Origin of the sequence: Buttiauxella selenatireducens (genome assembly GCF_031432975.1) — a bacterium.
In the GTDB taxonomy this organism is placed as follows: Bacteria; Pseudomonadota; Gammaproteobacteria; order Enterobacterales; family Enterobacteriaceae; genus Buttiauxella; species Buttiauxella selenatireducens.
Genome location: NZ_CP133838.1, coordinates 4,814,579 through 4,832,303, shown reverse-complemented (window position 1 = coordinate 4,832,303; position 17,725 = coordinate 4,814,579). Strand labels below are relative to the sequence as shown.

Below are 17,725 nucleotides of genomic sequence, written 5' to 3'. Positions count from 1 at the left end.
GGTCTTTGTCTTTCGATCTATCCCGCTTTTCGCAAGGAGGGTTTCCCCCGACATCAGCGTCCCTCAATCACACATTCTCAGGAGGTTCCGGATTGCACTGACAATTTAAGTGTAGATCCCCTTCGCCAGGTTTCAAGGCTATTTGAGTATTTTTTGTACACTTCTAATACTTCACTTTTTGCCCATTTACCTATAGTTAACTCATCTTGTTAAACAGAAGGTTAACTCATGCTTATCGTCCATCATCTCAATAACTCTCGCTCACAGCGTATTTTATGGATGCTTGAGGAGCTGCAGGTGCCGTACCAGATTATTCGTTATCAACGCGAATCCACCATGCTGGCGCCCGAGTCATTAAAAGCTGTGCACCCGTTGGGTAAGTCACCGGTGGTGGAAGATAACGGCAACATCCTCGCGGAGTCGGGCGCAATCATTGAATACCTGCAAGAAACCTACGATCTCGAAAGTCGCTACAAACCCATTTCCAGCGAAGAAAAGCTGCGTTATCGCTTTTGGCTGCATTACGCCGAAGGATCGTTAATGCCACTGTTAATGATGAAACTGGTGTTCGGCAGTCTGGGGAAAGAACCTGTGCCGTGGTTGCTGCGTCCGGTGGGTAATTTATTGGGGCAGGGGGTGCAAAAGGCTTATCTGAACAAACAGATTATGACTCATGCGCGTTATCTCGAAGATTCACTGCAAAAAAATCCGTGGTTTGCAGGTCAGGCCTTCAGTGCGGCGGATATTCAAATGAGTTTTCCGGTCGTCGCTTTACTGTCTCGCGGCGGCATCAACGATTTACCCAACCTGCAAAATTGGTTTGATAAAGTACAACAACGACCGGCTTGGCTGCGAGCAATTCAACAAGGGGGACCGTTCGAAATCCCTGGCCAATGAACTATCGAAAAATCCTATGAGTCAGGCAAATTCATTACCGGTATCTTGCATCATTGTTGCTAAATTGCGCATCGACGATAACGTTTGCGCACGAGGTGGCGATAATTTAGCCAGCCAACGCGTTTTTCAGCAAAAAGCGGCAAAGTTCGGTTGAAAATCCATGTAAGAAGGCCGGATAATCGTTTGCCTTAATATTTACACCCAGTTTGTATGCGCGGAGTTAAACGTTTGCTTTTTTTGTGACGCCCCTTTTTGTCACAAATGCAGCACAGGGATTGATTCGTAGTATTTTAGAATTTGAACGTTTAATCAGCAGTGGATTGTCCACCACGTATACCGACATCATCATAAAAATCTCAGGGGATTTTTCACTATGTCTAATCATTCTCCGCGTGCAACCGGCGGTCTTGATGCCTGGTTCAAAATATCTGCACGTGGCAGTACCGTTCGTCAGGAAGTTGTGGCGGGTTTAACCACTTTCCTCGCGATGGTGTACTCCGTGATCGTCGTTCCGGGCATGCTCGGTAAAGCAGGTTTCCCTCCTGCGGCGGTCTTTGTGGCAACTTGCCTGGTTGCCGGTGTCGGCTCTCTTGTCATGGGCCTTTGGGCAAACCTGCCGCTGGCAATTGGTTGCGCCATTTCACTGACGGCTTTTACCGCATTCAGCCTGGTATTAGGCCAACACATCAGCGTGCCTGTTGCGCTGGGCGCAGTATTCCTGATGGGTGTGCTGTTCACCATCATCTCCGCGACCGGCATTCGTAGCTGGATTTTGCGTAACTTACCGATGGGTGTTGCGCATGGCACTGGCATCGGTATCGGCCTGTTCCTGCTGCTGATTGCAGCAAACGGTGTCGGCCTGGTTATCAAAAACCCACTGGATGGTCTGCCTGTCGCACTCGGCCATTTCGCCAGCTTCCCTGTGATCATGTCTTTGATTGGCCTGGCGGTGATTATTGGTCTGGAAAAACTGAAAGTCCCTGGCGGCATTTTGCTGACCATTATCGGTATTTCTATTTTCGGCCTGATCTTCGACCCATCTGTACATTTCTCTGGCATCTTCGCAATGCCATCGCTGAAAGATGAAGCGGGTAACTCGCTGATTGGTAGCCTGGATATTATGGGCGCACTGAATCCGGTGGTGTTACCAAGCGTTCTGGCGTTGGTGATGACGGCGGTATTCGATGCAACTGGCACCATCCGTGCTGTTGCAGGCCAGGCAAATCTGCTGGATAAAGACGGTCAAATCATTGATGGCGGCAAAGCGCTGACTACCGACTCCTTGAGCTCCGTGTTCTCAGGCCTGGTGGGTGCAGCTCCAGCAGCGGTGTATATCGAGTCTGCGGCAGGTACTGCGGCGGGCGGTAAAACCGGCCTGACAGCCATCACCGTTGGCGTGCTGTTCCTGCTGATTCTGTTCCTTTCTCCGCTTTCTTACCTTGTTCCTGCATACGCTACCGCTCCGGCGCTGATGTACGTGGGTCTGCTGATGCTGAGCAACGTTGCAAAAATCGATTTCGCAGATTTCGTTGATGCAATGGCTGGCCTGATTACCGCGGTATTCATCGTGCTGACCTGTAACATCGTTACCGGCATCATGATTGGTTTTGCCTCACTGGTGATTGGCCGCATCGTATCGGGTGAATGGCGCAAGCTGAATATCGGTACGGTAATCATCGCAATCGCGTTAGTTACGTTTTACGCTGGTGGGTGGGCTATCTAATCTGGTTTTAAACTCTGCGGACTGCACTCTGTGGTCCGCATGTTTCTCCCTTTCAAGTCTTTTCCTGTTTCCTTCCGGTGTATAAAGTTGTTTTATGATAAGAACAACATCCTGCAAAAAGGGTTTCACAAAACACCGCGACTAAGGAAAGCATGGAAATCTTCTTTACTATTCTCATCATGACCCTTGTGGTCTCTTTGTCTGGGGTTGCGACACGTATGCTGCCATTCCAGATCCCGCTCCCGTTAATGCAGATAGCGATAGGTGCGGTGCTCGCCTGGCCGCACTTCGGTTTGCATGTCGATTTCAACCCGGAACTGTTTCTGGTGCTGTTTATTCCACCGTTGCTGTTTGCCGATGGCTGGAAAACCCCGACAAACGAATTTCTCCATCATGGGCGCGAAATCATCGGCCTTGCGCTGGTTCTGGTGCTGGTCACCGTCGTCGGTATTGGCTTCCTGATTTATGCTGTGGTGCCGGGGATCCCGTTAATTCCTGCATTTGCGCTGGCGGCGGTGCTCTCGCCGACAGATGCCGTGGCGCTTTCGGGTATCGTCGGAGAAGGGCGAATTCCGAAGAAAATCATGGGGATTTTGCAGGGCGAAGCGCTAATGAACGACGCTTCCGGCCTGGTTTCGTTGAAAATGGCCGTGGCGGTTGCCGTGGGTACGATGGTGTTTAGTGTCGGCGGGGCAACATTTGAGTTCTTTAAAGTGGCAATTGGCGGCCTGCTGGCGGGGATAGCCGTGAGCTGGCTGTACGGCAAATCGTTACGTCTGATGAGTCGCTGGAGCGGTGACGAACCCGCCACACAAATCCTGCTGCTGTTGCTGCTGCCATTCGCGTCTTACCTGATTGCGGAACACATCGGCGTTTCCGGTATTCTGGCGGCGGTTGCCGCAGGGATGACCATCACCCGTTCTGGCGTGTTGCGCAGCGCACCGCTGGCAATGCGCCTGCGTGCAAACAGCGTCTGGGCAATGCTCGAGTTTGTGTTTAACGGCATGGTGTTCTTGCTGTTAGGCCTGCAATTACCCGGCATCATGAAGACGTCTATTGCGGCGGCAAACGCCGATCCGAACGTAGAATTGTGGATGCTGTTTGTCGATGTCGGGCTTATCTATTTCGCCCTGATTGGCGTGCGTTTCTTGTGGCTGTGGTCGATGAAACGCATCAGTTTACGCTTTATGAAAAAACGCCCGCTGGAGTTCGGCTCTTACACTATGCGCGAGTTGGGCATTGCCTCGTTTGCTGGTGTGCGCGGGGCTATCACCCTTGCCGGTGTGTTATCCATTCCGCTGCTGTTAGGTGACGGAACGCCATTCCCGGCGCGTTATGAGCTTATCTTCCTCGCGGCAGGCGTGATTCTGTTCTCGCTGTTTACCGGGGTAATCATGTTGCCGATTTTGCTGCGCAATGTGGAAGTTCCTGACAAGTCGGTGGCCCGTCAAGAGGAACGAGTTGCCCGCGCGGCAACGGCAGAAGTCGCGATTACCGCGATTGAGAAAATGGAAGAACGCCTGCAATCTGACGTTAATGAGAACCTCGATGATCAGTTGCTCAAAGAGGTAAGTTCACGCGTGATTGGGAACTTACGCCGTCGTGCTGATGGGCGAAATGACATGGAAAGCAGCGAACTGGAAGAGAATCTTGAGCGCCGTTTCCGTCTTGCCGCATTACGTGCCGAGCGTGCAGAGCTTTACCATTTACGCGCGACGCAGAAAATCAGCAATGACACTTTGATGAAGCTGCTGCACGATCTCGATTTGCTCGAAGCGCTGCTAATCGAACAGCAGTAACCGGTAAAACAACCCTCATCCTAACCTTCTCCCTGAGGGAGAAGGGACAGCTCGGCGAAATAGTTGGGGCGGTTTCTCCCTCTCCTGTGGGCGAAGGGATTGCTCGGCAAAATAGTTGGGACGGTTTTCTCCCTCTCCTGAGGGAGAAGGGACAGCTCGGCGAAATAGTTGAGGCGGTTTTCTCCCTCTCCTGTGGGCGAAGGGACAGCTCGGCGAAATAATTGGGGACGGTTTTCTCCCTCTCCTGTGGGAAAAGGGACAGCTCGGCGAAATAGTTGGGGCGGTTTCTCCCTCTCCTGAGGGAGAAGGGACAGCTCGGCGAAATAGTTGGGGACGGTTTTCTCCCTCTCCTGAGTGAGCAGGGACAGCTCGGCGAAATAGTTGGGGACGGTTTTCTCCCTCTCCTGTGGGAAAAGGGACAGCTCGGCGAAATAATTGGGGACGGTTTTCTCCCTCTCCTGAGGGAGAAGGGACAGCTCGGCAAAATCATTGGGGACGGTTTTCTCCCTCTCCTGTGGGAGAGGGTTGGGGTGAGGGCATCCTACGGATGCTCCGGCCAAAACTCCTTACAGCATGAAATCCACGCCTGAGCGCTATGCGAAATATAAACACCTTCGCGCCAAATCATCGCCAGTTGCCACGTCAAATCGCTGTTTAACGGCAGCCACATCAGCGTGTTTTTATCAAGCCGCTGGCAAATAGTCTCTGGCAAAATCGCAATCCCGACACCGGCCTGCACCATGGCGGCGAGGAAATCCCACTGCCCGCTGCGCACCGCAATACGTGGTGTAAATCCATGCTCCTGAAACAGCTGAATTAACTGGCGGCTTAATGCGAAATCTTCGTTGTAGATGAGTAACGGATGAGCGGCCAGTTCGCCAGGGTCGATACTTTCGCGTGTCGTCCACGGGCCTGAACGCGGTACCAAAACGCAGAGCGGATTCTGGACCAAGGGCAACGTGCAGAACGTATGCTCGTCTTCTACCGGAAGGGCGGTCATGGCTAAATCCAGCTCGCCATTAAGCACCGCCTGTTGCACCGTCAAACCGCCAAATTCAGAAATTTTCAGCTCGACGCCCGGGTAACGCTGGCGATACAGGCTAATGGGCCCCGCCATTAACATGCCGACCATAGGAGGAATGCCGAGGCGCAGCACGCCTTTGTTGAGATGGTTAATGTCACCCAATTCGGCTTCCAACTGGCGAAATTCCGCCAAAATAGCCAAACCGTGTTGGTAAACCACCTCACCGGTATCCGTCAGTAAGAGTTTTCGTCCATCACGAATCAGCAGCGTGCAGCCGAGTTCATCTTCGAGATTGCGCAGCATTTTGCTGATGGTCGGCTGAGTGACGAACATCTTCTGGGCAGCGCGGGTAAAACTTTGCTGGCGAACCACCTCAACAAAATAACGCAGTGTCCTGATGTCCATAACTATTCCCGTTGACTATACCTCTGATGATTTTAATTCATTTCTTTCAATGACGTTGGCTAACTATAATCGCCTCCTCATATTTTTTTGGAGTGCCACTCTCATGTATGTGGCGATACGTGGATTTACGCCGGTTATTTTTCGCCGTATGCAAGTGCCAGTACAAGTTGCTCTATACGCGGGATTGTTTGTTTTTGCTCAGCAGTTAGTGGAATGGTGGCATTTGCCGCTGCCTGCAAACCTGGTCGGGATGTTGCTGCTGTTGGCGCTGATCGTTTGCCGTGTGGTGCCGCTGAAATGGGTGCGTGCAGGCTCTCGCTGGTTACTGGCTGAAATGTTGCTGTTCTTTGTGCCTGCGGTGGTCGCGGTGGTGAATTACGCTGAACTGCTGATGGTTGATGGCTGGCGCATTTTCCTGGTCATTGCTATCAGCACTACGCTGGTGCTCGGTGCAACCGCGCTGGTGGTGGATAAGGTCTACCGTTTTGAACTGGCGCGAGAAGCGCGCAGACAGGCTAAGCTGTGAATAATTTCCAGTTGAGTATTCTGTGCCTGGTGATCACTCTCGGGCTCTATTTTGCCAATAAAAAACTCTATCGCCGCTTTCGCAAACTGCCGTTAATGCCGCTGGTTTTGACCCCATTACTGCTGGTGGCAATGCTCATTTTTGGCCATATCTCCTATCAAAGCTACATGGGTGAAGCGCACTGGCTGCTGTGGCTACTTGGCCCGGCGACAATCGCATTTGCTGTACCGGTTTATGACAATCTCAAGGTGATAAAACGTCACTGGATGTCACTCACCGCAGGCGTTATCACCGCAACGGTTGTGGCGGTGACCAGTTCGGTCTGGCTGGCACGGTTATTTACTTTGTCGGATGAAATCCAGCGCAGCCTTGCGGTGCGCTCGATTACCACACCTTTTGCTCTGGCGGCGGCAAAACCTCTCGGCGGGCAACCTGAACTCGTGGCGCTGTTTGTGGTAGTGACCGGCGTATTTGGAATGGCGGTCGGTGATGTGCTGTTTTTGCGTCTTGCGATTCGTGAAGGGATGGCAAAAGGGGCTGGCTTCGGTGCCGCTTCTCACGGCGCGGGCACTGCGCGTTCTTACGAGCTGGGTCCGCAGGAAGGCGTGGTTGCCAGTTTGGTGATGATGTTTTCCGGCGTCGTTTTGGTGGTGCTGGCACCCGTTGTGAGTTGGTTGATGTTCTAATATACCCTTCGTCTTTCAAGCTGTATGTGCGTTGGCTGCGGTCACTCGCCCGAATCACTTACTTAAGTAAGTGATTCGGGACTCCTTCTCTTGCCGCCTGCCTACAACTCGAAATCCATTGGGTATGAGCTGTGAATATTGTGTCGGGCAGTGAAGCACTACCCGACATTTCATCGCTAGTTTTTGGAGAGCGTGGCTGCGTGGGCTTTGGCCGCACTAATCGCTTTATCATCAAATATGTTTTGCTCAAACCCGTTCGAAACATCCACCACCCGGTAGATTTTCCAATTCCCGTCTTCCTGGCGCAGATAGTCGCGAAGCTTAAGTTTTTTGCCCCCCTCAATACCCAGCCAGACATCCAGCACTTTACCCCCTGCATCGTCTCTGGCGGTTCCGACTTCAAGAGCGGGTATCCATTCGGCAGCATAATCCTGGCAGTAAGTGAAATAGTCCGCCTCTACGATCTCTTGCTCTTCGATATCCTGAATGGCTTTAAGCCTTGTCAGCGTTTCTTTCGCGACGTACTGCTGCATTTTGGCGGAAGTCAGCGGGTTCTCGTTACCGTCAGAGACAAAATCCGTTAAGTAAAAATGATAAAAATCGCGGACGGTTGCTTTGGGCGTCTGTGCGCGAGTGGTGCAACCCATTAGCAGGAGTGATACCAGCAATAATGCACGCATTAATTTTTCCTGTAGATAACATACGAAGGATGAGAACTGCGATAGCCAGGCCCTGCCCACATATCACGCTGGCGAAAATCAGAGTACCAGGTGGTGCCATCAAAAATCGCCATATGCCCGTTCCGGTTTCCGCCTGGATAGGGTTGAATGACGACAACATCTCCAGCGAGTAAATTTTCTCCTTTGCCTATAGCTCTAAAACCTGCGTTCTCCAACAATACTCCATAGTCTTTAGCTGAATTGGTGTGGCCAATTTCGACTCCGCCTGCATTGATCGCTTCTCTGGTGTATTCAGCACAACGACCATGAGAGCTGGCGTTTGCGTGCCCTCTGGCGTGATCTACAGCCGCATTTCTGTTACATCCCATCGTGATTTCCTTTTTTGATATTGTGAAAACCACAAATAAACCACTGATTTGAAATGGTTTTATTGCATAAGGTGCCATAGATAAAAAGTATGGAAACTGTTGATGCATGGGTAATGTGGATGAACGTAAGATAGGTTTTTAACTAGTTGATATTTAGCGATATTATTCTTGATGATTATAGCTTTAATCGTGAATGTGATGTCGGGCAGTGAAGCACTACCCGACATCACCCAGTAAGTGCTTACTTACTTTTTAGCCGTGAAACCAGCTCAAACTCTTTAAAACAAACCGGGCGCTGTTGTTGCATCGAAATATTCCCGGCAATACCGGTCAGGATCGACATCGCCCCATCATGGTGATCGGCGGCACGTTTGAGTGGGTCGTGACCCGGTTCGCCGAATAAGTCGGCCAGCATCGCGTTATCGCCACCGCCGTGTCCACCCGCGCCAATACTGAAATCGGCTTTGTAAGGTGCTGAAAACATGGGGAACACGGTGATGTCACAGCTTTCCAGACTGCCTTCATTTTCACGTTCGCCGCCAGCATTGACGTAAGACATCTCCACCAGTTTCATCTCAAGCCGCCCGCGACTGCCGTTGAACACCACGTTCAACCCTTCCCACGGCAAATATGCGTTCAGTGAATAGGTCATCTGCACCTGGTTTTGGTATTTAACCATCACCGACAGGGTGTCTTCGATGTTAATCCCGTCGCTGAATACGCTCTGGTCGCGGAAATAATTGTCTTCATGTTCCGCTTCCAGATACAGCGCCTTGAGCTGCGCATTGTCCTCCATGTGTAGCGCAAACGGGTCATCTTTGGCCGCAGCAAAACCATGGGCTCGTGGATAAAACTGCGAAACACCGCGCTTTTCTGCATTCTCTTTGCCGTAAAAACGCAGTCCGCCTTCCGCATATACCCGTTCCGGATAACTGCCCAGCCAGAAGTTCATCAGGTCAAAGTGATGGGTGGATTTATGCACCAGCAGGCCGCCGCTGTTACGTTTTTCGCGGTGCCAGCGACGGAAATAATCCGCACCATGTTCGGTGTTGAGTAACCATTCGAAATGCACCGAGAACACTTCACCAATGGTTTCATCCATCAGCAGTTCACGGATTTTGCTGTGGTGCGGCGCATAACGATAATTAAATGCGACGCGCACTTCCCGGCCAGTCTGTTCGATGGCATCCAGAATGCGCAGGGCGCGCTGCTCATCAATGGTCATCGGTTTTTCGGTAATCACATCGCAACCAGCGTGTAGCGCTCGCACGATGTAATCGTCATGCGTTCGGTCCATGGTGGTGACAATGACAATATCCGGGCGCGTTTCGCGGATCATGGTTTCGAAATCCGCAGCTTTCCAGGTGGACGCCTGCGCCGCGCCTGTGTTGGTCAGCAGCTTATTGGCGTAATTCATGCGCGTCTGATTGGTGTCGCAAAACGCGACTAACTGCGCATTGTCTTTCCATTTTCCACCGATCGCTTCGATATATAAGCCCGCTCGGCCACCGGTTCCCACCAACGCATATTTTTTCATAATATCCTCATATTCAATAAGGGGTAGATGACGCTGACGTTTATCCACCCTACAATTCCAACCTGGCTTTATTTCCGGTAATGCGTATGAAACTGGTTCCGCATCAATTAATGGAGTTAAACAGCCCGTTTATTTGGCACTGGCCGTGGTTTGTTTCTTGTGTCAATGCCGCCAGAGTTCACGGTTTTACCGGCATTATTCTTCATCAGCAGGAGTTGCTTTCGCTGCTGGCAACACCGTCACCGTTGAGTTACCGCCACGACGTTGAAAATCTTATTCACCAGCAAAAAAACGCCCTGCAATATTTAAAAAAGGTCAGTGCTTATTTGCAGGAGAATAACCTCAGCTTTTGGCTACAAGGCGAAGCCGCGCCGACCGATGACATCATCAGACGTAAATTTCCTGAGTTTTCTTTTGATGAGCGCAGTACGCCCGATTTCTGGAAACAGTTTTATTCGTCGATATTGACCCGGTTATTACCGTTATTACCGCACCTCAGCGGTTTGATATTGAGCCTGACCACCCCGCAGTTTCAGACCGACGGCTGGCAGCAAAGCCTGCATCACGTCTGGAGCCTGTTACGGGCTCAGGGTAAAAAACTCATTCTGCGCGATTTCATTGATACCAGTTGGCCGCGCCAACAACTTTCTCGCGTGTTATCCGGCCTGCCGGATGATGTACGCGCGTCGATAAAAGCCACGGAACTGGATTACCATCCCGGTTTTGCTAACCACCCGCATATTGTGGCGCTCAGCGGGCGTAAAAAATGGATCGAATACGATCTCTGGGGCACCGGCTACGGCTGGACGATCCTGCCCTGTTATCTGGGCGATGAAATCCAGGGGCGTTTAAGCTGGGCGACCAGCCTCGCTGACCACAACATCGAAACCATCACATCACGCGTTGCCTGGCAGTGGCTGCCTGACGGTCTGACGATGGATTCTGCTAATGCCATCAATCTTTTCGGCTTAAATGCCGCGAATAACACCGCGCCTTCTTCTGTCATTGACCGCTGGATTGAGCAGCAAAAACTGGGTTTCCACAGCAAGCTGGACCGCCAGCGTTTTAGCGATTTGTACACCTCAAGTTACGACTGGCTATGCAAAACACCGAATCTTCTCGGGCGGCGCATGCACTACCAAAGCCAAATCCCGGAAAGCTATGCTCAGGCGCAGCAACTGCTGCATACCGACATTCGTAGCGCCAACTGGGTACAGGCTTTTCAGCCGCTGTTTCCAAAAGACGACCCTAAACTCGGCGCCGATCAACGCCAGTTGATTGGACTTGAAAAAGAGAGCGCCCAGTTTCTTGCAACCTCTGCGGTACAACAACTCCGCGAACTACGCATCACCTGCCCCAACGACACGCTGGAACGCCTTGAAGCCGCCTGGCGTAACGCCGAAATGTACGGCCAGCTGTTCTCACGCGTTGCTTTCGCTGTCAGTGACATGCAAATGAGCGAACATTACGGTGATGCCGCCCAGGTGTTAAAGACGTCCACCGGGCATCGGGAAACACTGCTGCGTTTTGCCGATACGCTGGAACGTTGGGCTGATTCGCCGCCAGCAGGCAGCCCGCACTATGTTTCATTACTGCTCAATGCTGAACGGTTACGTGAGTTCGCCGCGAGCCTGTTGAGATAATCATATGAAGGTGGAATGGGATTGTCGTGCGGCAATCGGCGCGCAAAACCGCGCTACGACTGGCAATGGCTAAACTCGCGATCAATCTCGCAAAATGGAGAAATTCTCTGTGACGCGAATCACTTTTGTTGGGCGGAAAACTGTGAGCAACGGCGTATTGAGCGAGGGAAAATGCGAAGTCGATCGGTGAGAAATTTCCCGGCTCAGGCGAGCCGGGAAGGGCAAAACGATCAGTGTGCGCGACCTTGTTCGATACCAATCCCGGTTTGGGAACGGATGAACTGAGCACGGAATTTCTCACGTTCCAGATTGCCTTCAGGGCTGTTATCGGTGATGGAGAATACCCAGATACCGACAAACGCCACCAGAATCGAGAACAGCGCAGGGTATTCATACGGGAAGATGGCTGAAGCGTGACCGAGAACCTGTACCCAAACCGTTGGGCCGAGGACCATCAGAATGACCGCAGTCAGCAAGCCGAGCCAACCACCTACCATCGCGCCACGTGTGGTCAGTTTTGACCAGTACATTGAGAGCAAAATAATAGGGAAGTTACAGCTCGCCGCAATCGAGAACGCCAGGCCGACCATGAAGGCGATGTTTTGTTTCTCGAACAAAATCCCCAGTAGGATAGCCACCACACCCAGCACCAGAACGGTGATTTTCGACACTTTCAGCTCATCACGTTCAGATGCCCCTTTGCGGAATACGTTAGCGTAGAGGTCATGCGACACCGCTGACGCACCTGCAAGCGTTAAACCGGCGACCACTGCCAGAATCGTGGCGAAGGCGACTGCCGAAATAAAGCCTAAGAACAAGCTGCCACCCACGGCATCAGCCAGGTGAACCGCTGCCATGTTATTGCCGCCAATCAATGCGCCAGCCGCATCTTTAAAGGCCGGGTTTGCCCCCACCAACATGATTGCGCCAAAGCCGATGATAAAGGTCAGGATGTAGAAATAACCCATGAAACCGGTGGCATAAAGCACGCTTTTACGAGCTTCGCGAGCATCGCTTACGGTGAAGAAACGCATCAGAATATGTGGCAAACCGGCGGTACCAAACATCAAACCTAATCCCAGCGAAAGCGCTGATATTGGGTCTTTCACCAGCCCGCCAGGGCTCATGATGGCGATGCCTTTCGGATGGACTGCGATCGCTTCAGCGAACAAATTGTTGAAACTAAAGCCGACGTGTTTCATTACCATAAAGGCCATGAAACTTGCGCCGAACAGCAACAGTACTGCTTTGATGATTTGCACCCAAGTGGTTGCCAGCATGCCGCCAAACAGCACGTACATCACCATCAACACGCCAACCAGCACCACCGCAACGTGGTAGTTCAGGCCGAACAACAGTTGGATCAGTTTGCCCGCGCCCACCATCTGAGCAATCAGGTACAGCGCCACGACGACCAGTGAACCACAGGCCGACAGAATACGAATTGGCCCTTGTTTCAGGCGATACGACGCCACGTCCGCAAAGGTGTATTTGCCCAGGTTTCGCAGGCGTTCAGCAATCAGGAACAGAATAATCGGCCAGCCGACCAAAAAGCCCAGTGAGTAAATCAGGCCGTCGTAGCCAGAGGTAAATACCAGCGCCGAAATCCCGAGGAACGACGCGGCAGACATATAATCGCCCGCAATCGCCAGGCCATTCTGGAAGCCCGTGATATTGCCGCCAGCGGTGTAGTAATCGCTACGGGTGCGGGTGCGTTTGGACGCCCAGTAAGTAATGCCTAAAGTAAAGGCGACGAAAATGATGAACATAATGATCGCCTGCCAGTTGGTTGGCTGGCGTTGCACAGCCCCCGTAATCGCATCAGCCGCAAAGGCAGACGCAGGCAGGCTCAGGAGCGGTGCGGCAAGGAGGCCGAAAAGACGTTTCATGATACCTTCACCTCGCGCACAACGGCATTATTCAGGCGGTCAAATTCGCCGTTCGCCCGCCAGACGTAAACGCCCGTCAGGAAGAAAGAGATCAGAATCACACCAACACCAATGGGAATGCCACGTGTCACGGTGGTGCCTTCGTGTAAAGGCGTGCCCAACCAGCCGGGAGCAAACGCAATCAGCAAAATAAAGCTGACGTAAATCACCAGCATGATGAGAGATAAAATGGTGGCAAACCGTTGCCGTTTAGCGACTAACTCCCTGAAATGCTCACTGTCTTCTATCTGTTGATAAATGTTATTCATCACAGATTCTCCAGAGGTAAGGTTGTGGTTTTTATTTTCCCTCTCCTGGGGGAGAGGGCTAGGGTGAGGGCGTTATGTTGATTGTATTCCCCTCACCCCGACCCTCTCCCACAGGGAGAGGGAGAAATCGGAGGGAGAGGAAGAGCGACTAAGGCATGGTAATGGCTTGTTTTTCTTCCAGCAGCTTCTCAACAACACCCGGATCGGCAAGCGTTGAAGTATCACCAAGGTTGCTGGTATCGCCGGCGGCGATTTTGCGCAAAATGCGGCGCATAATTTTGCCAGAGCGGGTTTTCGGTAGTGAATCAGTCCAGTGCAGGATATCCGGTGTGGCAAGTGGGCCAATCTCTTTGCGGACCCAATTACGCACTTCGGTATACAGCTCAGGTGTCGGTTCTTCGCCGTGGTTTAGCGTCACATACGCGTAAATCGCCTGGCCTTTAATGTTATGCGGGATGCCAACCACCGCCGCTTCAGCGACTTTCGGGTGCGACACCAGGGCTGACTCGATTTCTGCGGTGCCCAGACGGTGACCGGAAACGTTCAGCACGTCGTCCACGCGTCCGGTAATCCAGTAATAACCGTCTTCGTCACGACGCGCGCCGTCACCGCTGAAGTACATATTTTTAAACGTCGAGAAATAGGTCTGCTCGAAACGTTCGTGGTCGCCAAACAGCGTGCGCGCCTGGCCTGGCCACGAATCGGTGATCACCAGGTTGCCTTCGGTTGCACCCTGTTGCGGATTACCTTCGTTATCCACTAAAGCGGGCTGAACGCCAAAGAATGGGCGTGTGGCGGAACCTGCTTTCAGCTCGGTCGCACCGGGAATTGGGGTAATCATGAAACCGCCGGTTTCGGTCTGCCACCAGGTATCAACCACCGGGCATTTTTCGTTACCGATTTTCTTCCAGTACCATTCCCACGCTTCCGGGTTGATAGGCTCACCCACCGAACCCAAAATGCGCAGCGACGAACGATCGGTATTTTCAATCGCTTTATCGCCTTCAGCCATCAGCGCACGAATCGCCGTCGGTGCGGTGTAGAGAATATTCACTTTATGCTTATCAACCACCTGCGCCATGCGGTTTGGTGCTGGCCAGTTTGGTACGCCTTCAAACATCAGCGTGATGGCACCGCACGCCAGCGGGCCGTAAAGAAGGTAGCTGTGGCCGGTGACCCAACCCACGTCTGCGGTACACCAGTAAACGTCGCCCTGGTGGTAATCGAATACATATTTAAAGGTGGTGGCGGCATACACCAGATAGCCACCCGTGGTGTGCAGCACGCCTTTCGGCTTGCCGGTTGAACCGGAGGTGTAAAGGATAAACAGCGGATCTTCAGCGTTGACCTCCACTGGCTGGTGGTGTGTGCTGGCTTTTTCAACCAGTTCGTTCCACCACAGATCGCGGCCTTCATGCCACTCCACATTTCCACCGGTACGTTTCAGAACCACAACGTGCTCAACGGTTTTAACGCCTGGGTTTTTCAGCGCGTCGTCGACGTTTTTCTTCAGTGGAATAGAACGCCCGGCACGTACGCCTTCATCGGCGGTAATCACCAGACGAGAGTTGGAGTCGATAATACGGCCCGCGACCGCTTCCGGTGAGAAACCACCAAAAATCACCGAATGCACCGCGCCGATACGCGCACAGGCCAGCATTGCAACGGCGGCTTCCGGCACCATCGGCATATAAATTGCGACCACATCGCCTTTCTTGATGCCCAGCTCTACCAGGGTATTGGCAAAACGGCACACTTCGCGATGCAGTTCGCGATAAGTAATGGTTTTACTCTGAGTGGCATCGTCGCCCTCCCAGATGATCGCCGTTTGATCACCGCGATCTTTCAGATGCCTGTCCAGGCAGTTGGCGGCCAGATTCAGGGTGCCGTCTTCATACCATTTGATAGAGATGTTACCAGGGGCGAAAGAGGTGTTTTTCACCTTTTTATAAGGTTTGATCCAATCAAGGATCTTCCCTTGTTCGCTCCAGAATGCATCGGGATCATGTACCGAGTGTTGGTACATGGACTGGTATTGCTCCGGGTTTATCAGGCAATTGTCCGCAATATTTGCGGGAATGGCGTGTTTATGTATTTGGCTCATGGCTTTTTTTCTCCTTGTAGGATGTTAATAATATGTCAAGCAAACGTTAATAATAGGGCTTTTGAGGGCTTTGTTTACTTTTTGGGCGACAGATCACGCATTAATTAAATTGTTGAAAATCTAATCAATAAATCCAGCAAGGAGAGCGTATTTGGCGAGGTTGTTGCACAGAGAGGGTATTGATAAACCGGAGTATTTTGGAACAGCATCTTAATCACACTATGAAGATGCCGTTTGCTTTATGCGGCGTGATTACCACGGATACTCTTCAATCTCTTCCACTAACGTTTTCTTCCCGCTAAAGCTAATGCCGCATAGCCCGAGAACGATAAGTACAATCCCGGCACCTTCGAGAGTATTGGGCACTTCGCCTAACAACCACCAGGCAAACAGCACGCCTAATAAGGGAATGGCGAGGGTGCTCATACTGGCGACTGCCGTGGATAAATGTTTGAGAACAAACAGCCACGTCACCCAGGCGATGGCGGTGGCGAGAATCGCGCAGTAGGCCAGCGCGCCCACCACATAGCCGTTCCATACAATCGGCTGGTGGTGGAAGATGATCGCCAGAACGCACAGCACCAGCGCCCCATAAAGCATTTGCCAGGCGGTTAATGAGAGCAAATTCAGATGGGGCTGGCGCTGATACATCTTCTTGATAACCAGTGCGCTAGCCGCCCAACTAAGGCCAGAAAGCAGCGCCAGAATCGGGCTTAATAACGAGCCTGTTATATTCCAGGGTTGCAGAATCAACACTAACCCAATCAGGGCGACGGCCATAAATGCACCCTGAATCCGGCGAATACGTTCGTTCAACAGCGGTACTGCCAGCAATATTGCCCAGAACGGCATGGTGTAAGTTAGAATGGCCACTTTCCCTGCGCCGCCGCTAATTAGCGCCAGCTGCGACAAACCATTCATGCCAACGGTTTGCAGCATCGCAATCAATAGAGTGGATTTAAACGGCGGCGGCTTGAGCTTGCCGCTGCGTACTTTCACCAGAATCAGCAGCAATATCGCGCCGAGTAAACAGCGCAGGGCGGTGATATCAAACGCGCCCATGTATTGCATCACTGATTTCAGCACAATCCAGTGAAAGCTCCAGACCAGCGTAATAAAGGCAAGCCCTGCAAGAGCAAGGCGGCTGTTTTTTGAATCAGACATGGTGAACCTGCGAAAAAGAAAGAAGGAGGTTTGCCGCGATGCGGCGTTTCCGAGTGACGTTATTATTGCAGCTCTCCCTTGGCGTTAATCCTCATTAGCTGTCAATATGTATCGAATACCCGCCAATCTGAAAACATGCCATGATCCTGAAAGATAAACGGCCACCTTTGCCGATGGATGTTGTTGATTTAAAAGAGTTGCCACGCCCAATTCACAGCCGTTCATACACCATGTATAGCGGAACGCATTTTGCGCCGCACACGCACTCCTTCGCGCAATTTTTATTCGCACGTGCTGGCAATATGCGTATTGCGGTGAATGGCACAAGCTGGGTGATCCCAACGCTGTATGGCATGTGGATCCAGGCCAACATCGAACATGAAGTGTGGGCGCTGGATGATGTTTTTCTGGAAAGCCTGGATGTTCAACCCGACGTTCCCATCTTGCAACAAAGCCAGTGCCGGGTGCTGCTGGTCAACAACGTGGTGCGCGAGTTGATTCACCACGTGACTTTGCATGTTCCCAGGCTTTACGACATCGCAAGTAAAGACGATCGGCTGCTTTTGGTGTTGCTGGAGTTGATTGAAGACCTGCCGGAAGCCCAATTCGCGCTACCGTGGCCGTTAGATGAACGCTGGCGTAAGCTCTGTTTTTCCATGCAGAATTCACCGCATCTTCCTCATACTCAGGACGAATGTGCAAAAAGCATGAACATGTCGGAACGCACTTTCTCCCGCCATTTTAGTCAGCAAACGGGAATGCCGTTTAATAGCTGGAAGCAGCGGATGCGCTTATTGCAGGGGATTGTGATGCTGCGCCAGCATAAGCCGGTGACGGAGGTGGCGTTGAATCTGGGCTATAGCAGTACGTCGGCGTTTACTTATGCCTTCCGGCAATTGTTTGGCGTGCCGCCTTCGCGATTTGAGTTTTAAAAAAAAGCACCGAAGAAATCTCCGGTGCTTTTAGACTCTC

At 51.9% G+C, this 17,725-nt stretch carries 17 protein-coding genes; 8 read left to right on the top strand and 9 right to left on the bottom strand.

The genetic code is table 11. From position 1 onward, the window contains the following. Nucleotides 1-228 precede the first annotated feature (228 nt). From RHD99_RS22170 to RHD99_RS22155, 4 genes are all read left to right on the top strand, one after another. Entirely contained in the window at nt 229-897 is a 669-nt protein-coding gene (locus tag RHD99_RS22170; protein ID WP_309876639.1) for a glutathione S-transferase family protein, read from the top strand. Between the two features lie 16 nt (nt 898-913). Beyond that, a complete protein-coding gene (locus RHD99_RS22165; protein ID WP_309876637.1) occupies nt 914-1,051 on the top strand; it encodes a hypothetical protein in 138 nt (45 codons plus the stop codon). Nucleotides 1,052-1,270: 219 nt separating this feature from the next. Beyond that, nucleotides 1,271-2,620: a guanine/hypoxanthine transporter GhxP gene (gene ghxP / locus RHD99_RS22160; protein ID WP_309876635.1), complete on the top strand. Its 1,350-nt coding sequence runs from the start codon at nt 1,271-1,273 to the stop codon at nt 2,618-2,620. A gap of 152 nt (nt 2,621-2,772) precedes the next feature. Then, the gene (locus tag RHD99_RS22155) at nt 2,773-4,419 is read left to right on the top strand and encodes a Na+/H+ antiporter (protein ID WP_183272418.1); all 1,647 of its coding nucleotides are present in this window, start codon (nt 2,773-2,775) and stop codon (nt 4,417-4,419) included. Nucleotides 4,420-4,439: 20 nt separating this feature from the next. Here RHD99_RS22155 and RHD99_RS22150 read toward each other — a convergent pair whose 3' ends face one another. Beyond that, nucleotides 4,440-4,979, bottom strand: coding sequence for a hypothetical protein (locus RHD99_RS22150; RefSeq protein WP_309876632.1), 540 nt, complete (start codon nt 4,977-4,979; stop codon nt 4,440-4,442). Next, nucleotides 4,961-5,848: a LysR family transcriptional regulator gene (locus tag RHD99_RS22145; RefSeq protein WP_309876630.1), complete on the bottom strand. Its 888-nt coding sequence runs from the start codon at nt 5,846-5,848 to the stop codon at nt 4,961-4,963. Before RHD99_RS22145 ends, RHD99_RS22150 begins: the two co-directional genes overlap by 19 nt. 103 nt (nt 5,849-5,951) lie before the next feature. Here RHD99_RS22145 and RHD99_RS22140 point away from each other — a divergent pair, with 103 nt between their 5' ends. Together RHD99_RS22140 and RHD99_RS22135 are read left to right on the top strand one after the other, a co-directional pair. Then, nucleotides 5,952-6,374 (top strand): CidA/LrgA family protein, encoded by a 423-nt coding sequence (locus RHD99_RS22140; protein ID WP_309876627.1) that lies wholly within the window; start codon nt 5,952-5,954, stop codon nt 6,372-6,374. Further along, nucleotides 6,371-7,060, top strand: a complete 690-nt coding sequence (locus RHD99_RS22135; protein WP_183272421.1) for an LrgB family protein — start codon at nt 6,371-6,373, stop codon at nt 7,058-7,060. Before RHD99_RS22140 ends, RHD99_RS22135 begins: the two co-directional genes overlap by 4 nt. Nucleotides 7,061-7,236: 176 nt before the next feature. On the opposite strand, the gene RHD99_RS22130 is transcribed toward RHD99_RS22135, so the two are convergent. From RHD99_RS22130 to RHD99_RS22120, 3 genes are all read right to left on the bottom strand, one after another. Continuing rightward, complete coding sequence (locus RHD99_RS22130; protein WP_309876625.1) at nt 7,237-7,740, bottom strand: YqhG/Tai3 family protein; 504 nt, start codon at nt 7,738-7,740, stop codon at nt 7,237-7,239. Further along, on the bottom strand, nt 7,740-8,108 hold the full coding sequence (locus RHD99_RS22125) for a hypothetical protein (RefSeq protein ID WP_309879243.1): 369 nt from the start codon (nt 8,106-8,108) through the stop codon (nt 7,740-7,742). Before RHD99_RS22125 ends, RHD99_RS22130 begins: the two co-directional genes overlap by 1 nt. 241 nt (nt 8,109-8,349) lie before the next feature. Beyond that, a complete protein-coding gene (locus tag RHD99_RS22120) occupies nt 8,350-9,645 on the bottom strand; it encodes a Gfo/Idh/MocA family protein (RefSeq protein WP_183272424.1) in 1,296 nt (431 codons plus the stop codon). 86 nt (nt 9,646-9,731) lie between these two features. Here RHD99_RS22120 and RHD99_RS22115 point away from each other — a divergent pair, with 86 nt between their 5' ends. Further along, nucleotides 9,732-11,288 carry a hypothetical protein gene (locus RHD99_RS22115; RefSeq protein ID WP_309876624.1) on the top strand — a complete coding sequence of 519 codons (1,557 nt, stop codon included), beginning with the start codon at nt 9,732-9,734 and terminating at the stop codon, nt 11,286-11,288. 230 nt (nt 11,289-11,518) lie between these two features. Here RHD99_RS22115 and actP read toward each other — a convergent pair whose 3' ends face one another. The 4 genes from actP to RHD99_RS22095 form a co-directional block, all read right to left on the bottom strand. Then, nucleotides 11,519-13,177 carry a cation/acetate symporter ActP gene (gene actP / locus RHD99_RS22110; protein ID WP_183272426.1) on the bottom strand — a complete coding sequence of 553 codons (1,659 nt, stop codon included), beginning with the start codon at nt 13,175-13,177 and terminating at the stop codon, nt 11,519-11,521. Further along, complete coding sequence (locus RHD99_RS22105; protein WP_183272691.1) at nt 13,174-13,485, bottom strand: DUF485 domain-containing protein; 312 nt, start codon at nt 13,483-13,485, stop codon at nt 13,174-13,176. Before RHD99_RS22105 ends, actP begins: the two co-directional genes overlap by 4 nt. Nucleotides 13,486-13,633: 148 nt before the next feature. Then, nucleotides 13,634-15,589 (bottom strand): acetate--CoA ligase, encoded by a 1,956-nt coding sequence (gene acs / locus RHD99_RS22100; protein ID WP_309876623.1) that lies wholly within the window; start codon nt 15,587-15,589, stop codon nt 13,634-13,636. Nucleotides 15,590-15,841: 252 nt separating this feature from the next. Further along, nucleotides 15,842-16,753, bottom strand: coding sequence for a DMT family transporter (locus tag RHD99_RS22095; protein WP_309876622.1), 912 nt, complete (start codon nt 16,751-16,753; stop codon nt 15,842-15,844). 140 nt (nt 16,754-16,893) lie between these two features. Between RHD99_RS22095 and RHD99_RS22090 the strand changes: the two genes are divergently transcribed. Continuing rightward, nucleotides 16,894-17,685 carry a helix-turn-helix transcriptional regulator gene (locus RHD99_RS22090; RefSeq protein WP_309876621.1) on the top strand — a complete coding sequence of 264 codons (792 nt, stop codon included), beginning with the start codon at nt 16,894-16,896 and terminating at the stop codon, nt 17,683-17,685. Nucleotides 17,686-17,725: the final 40 nt, after the last annotated feature.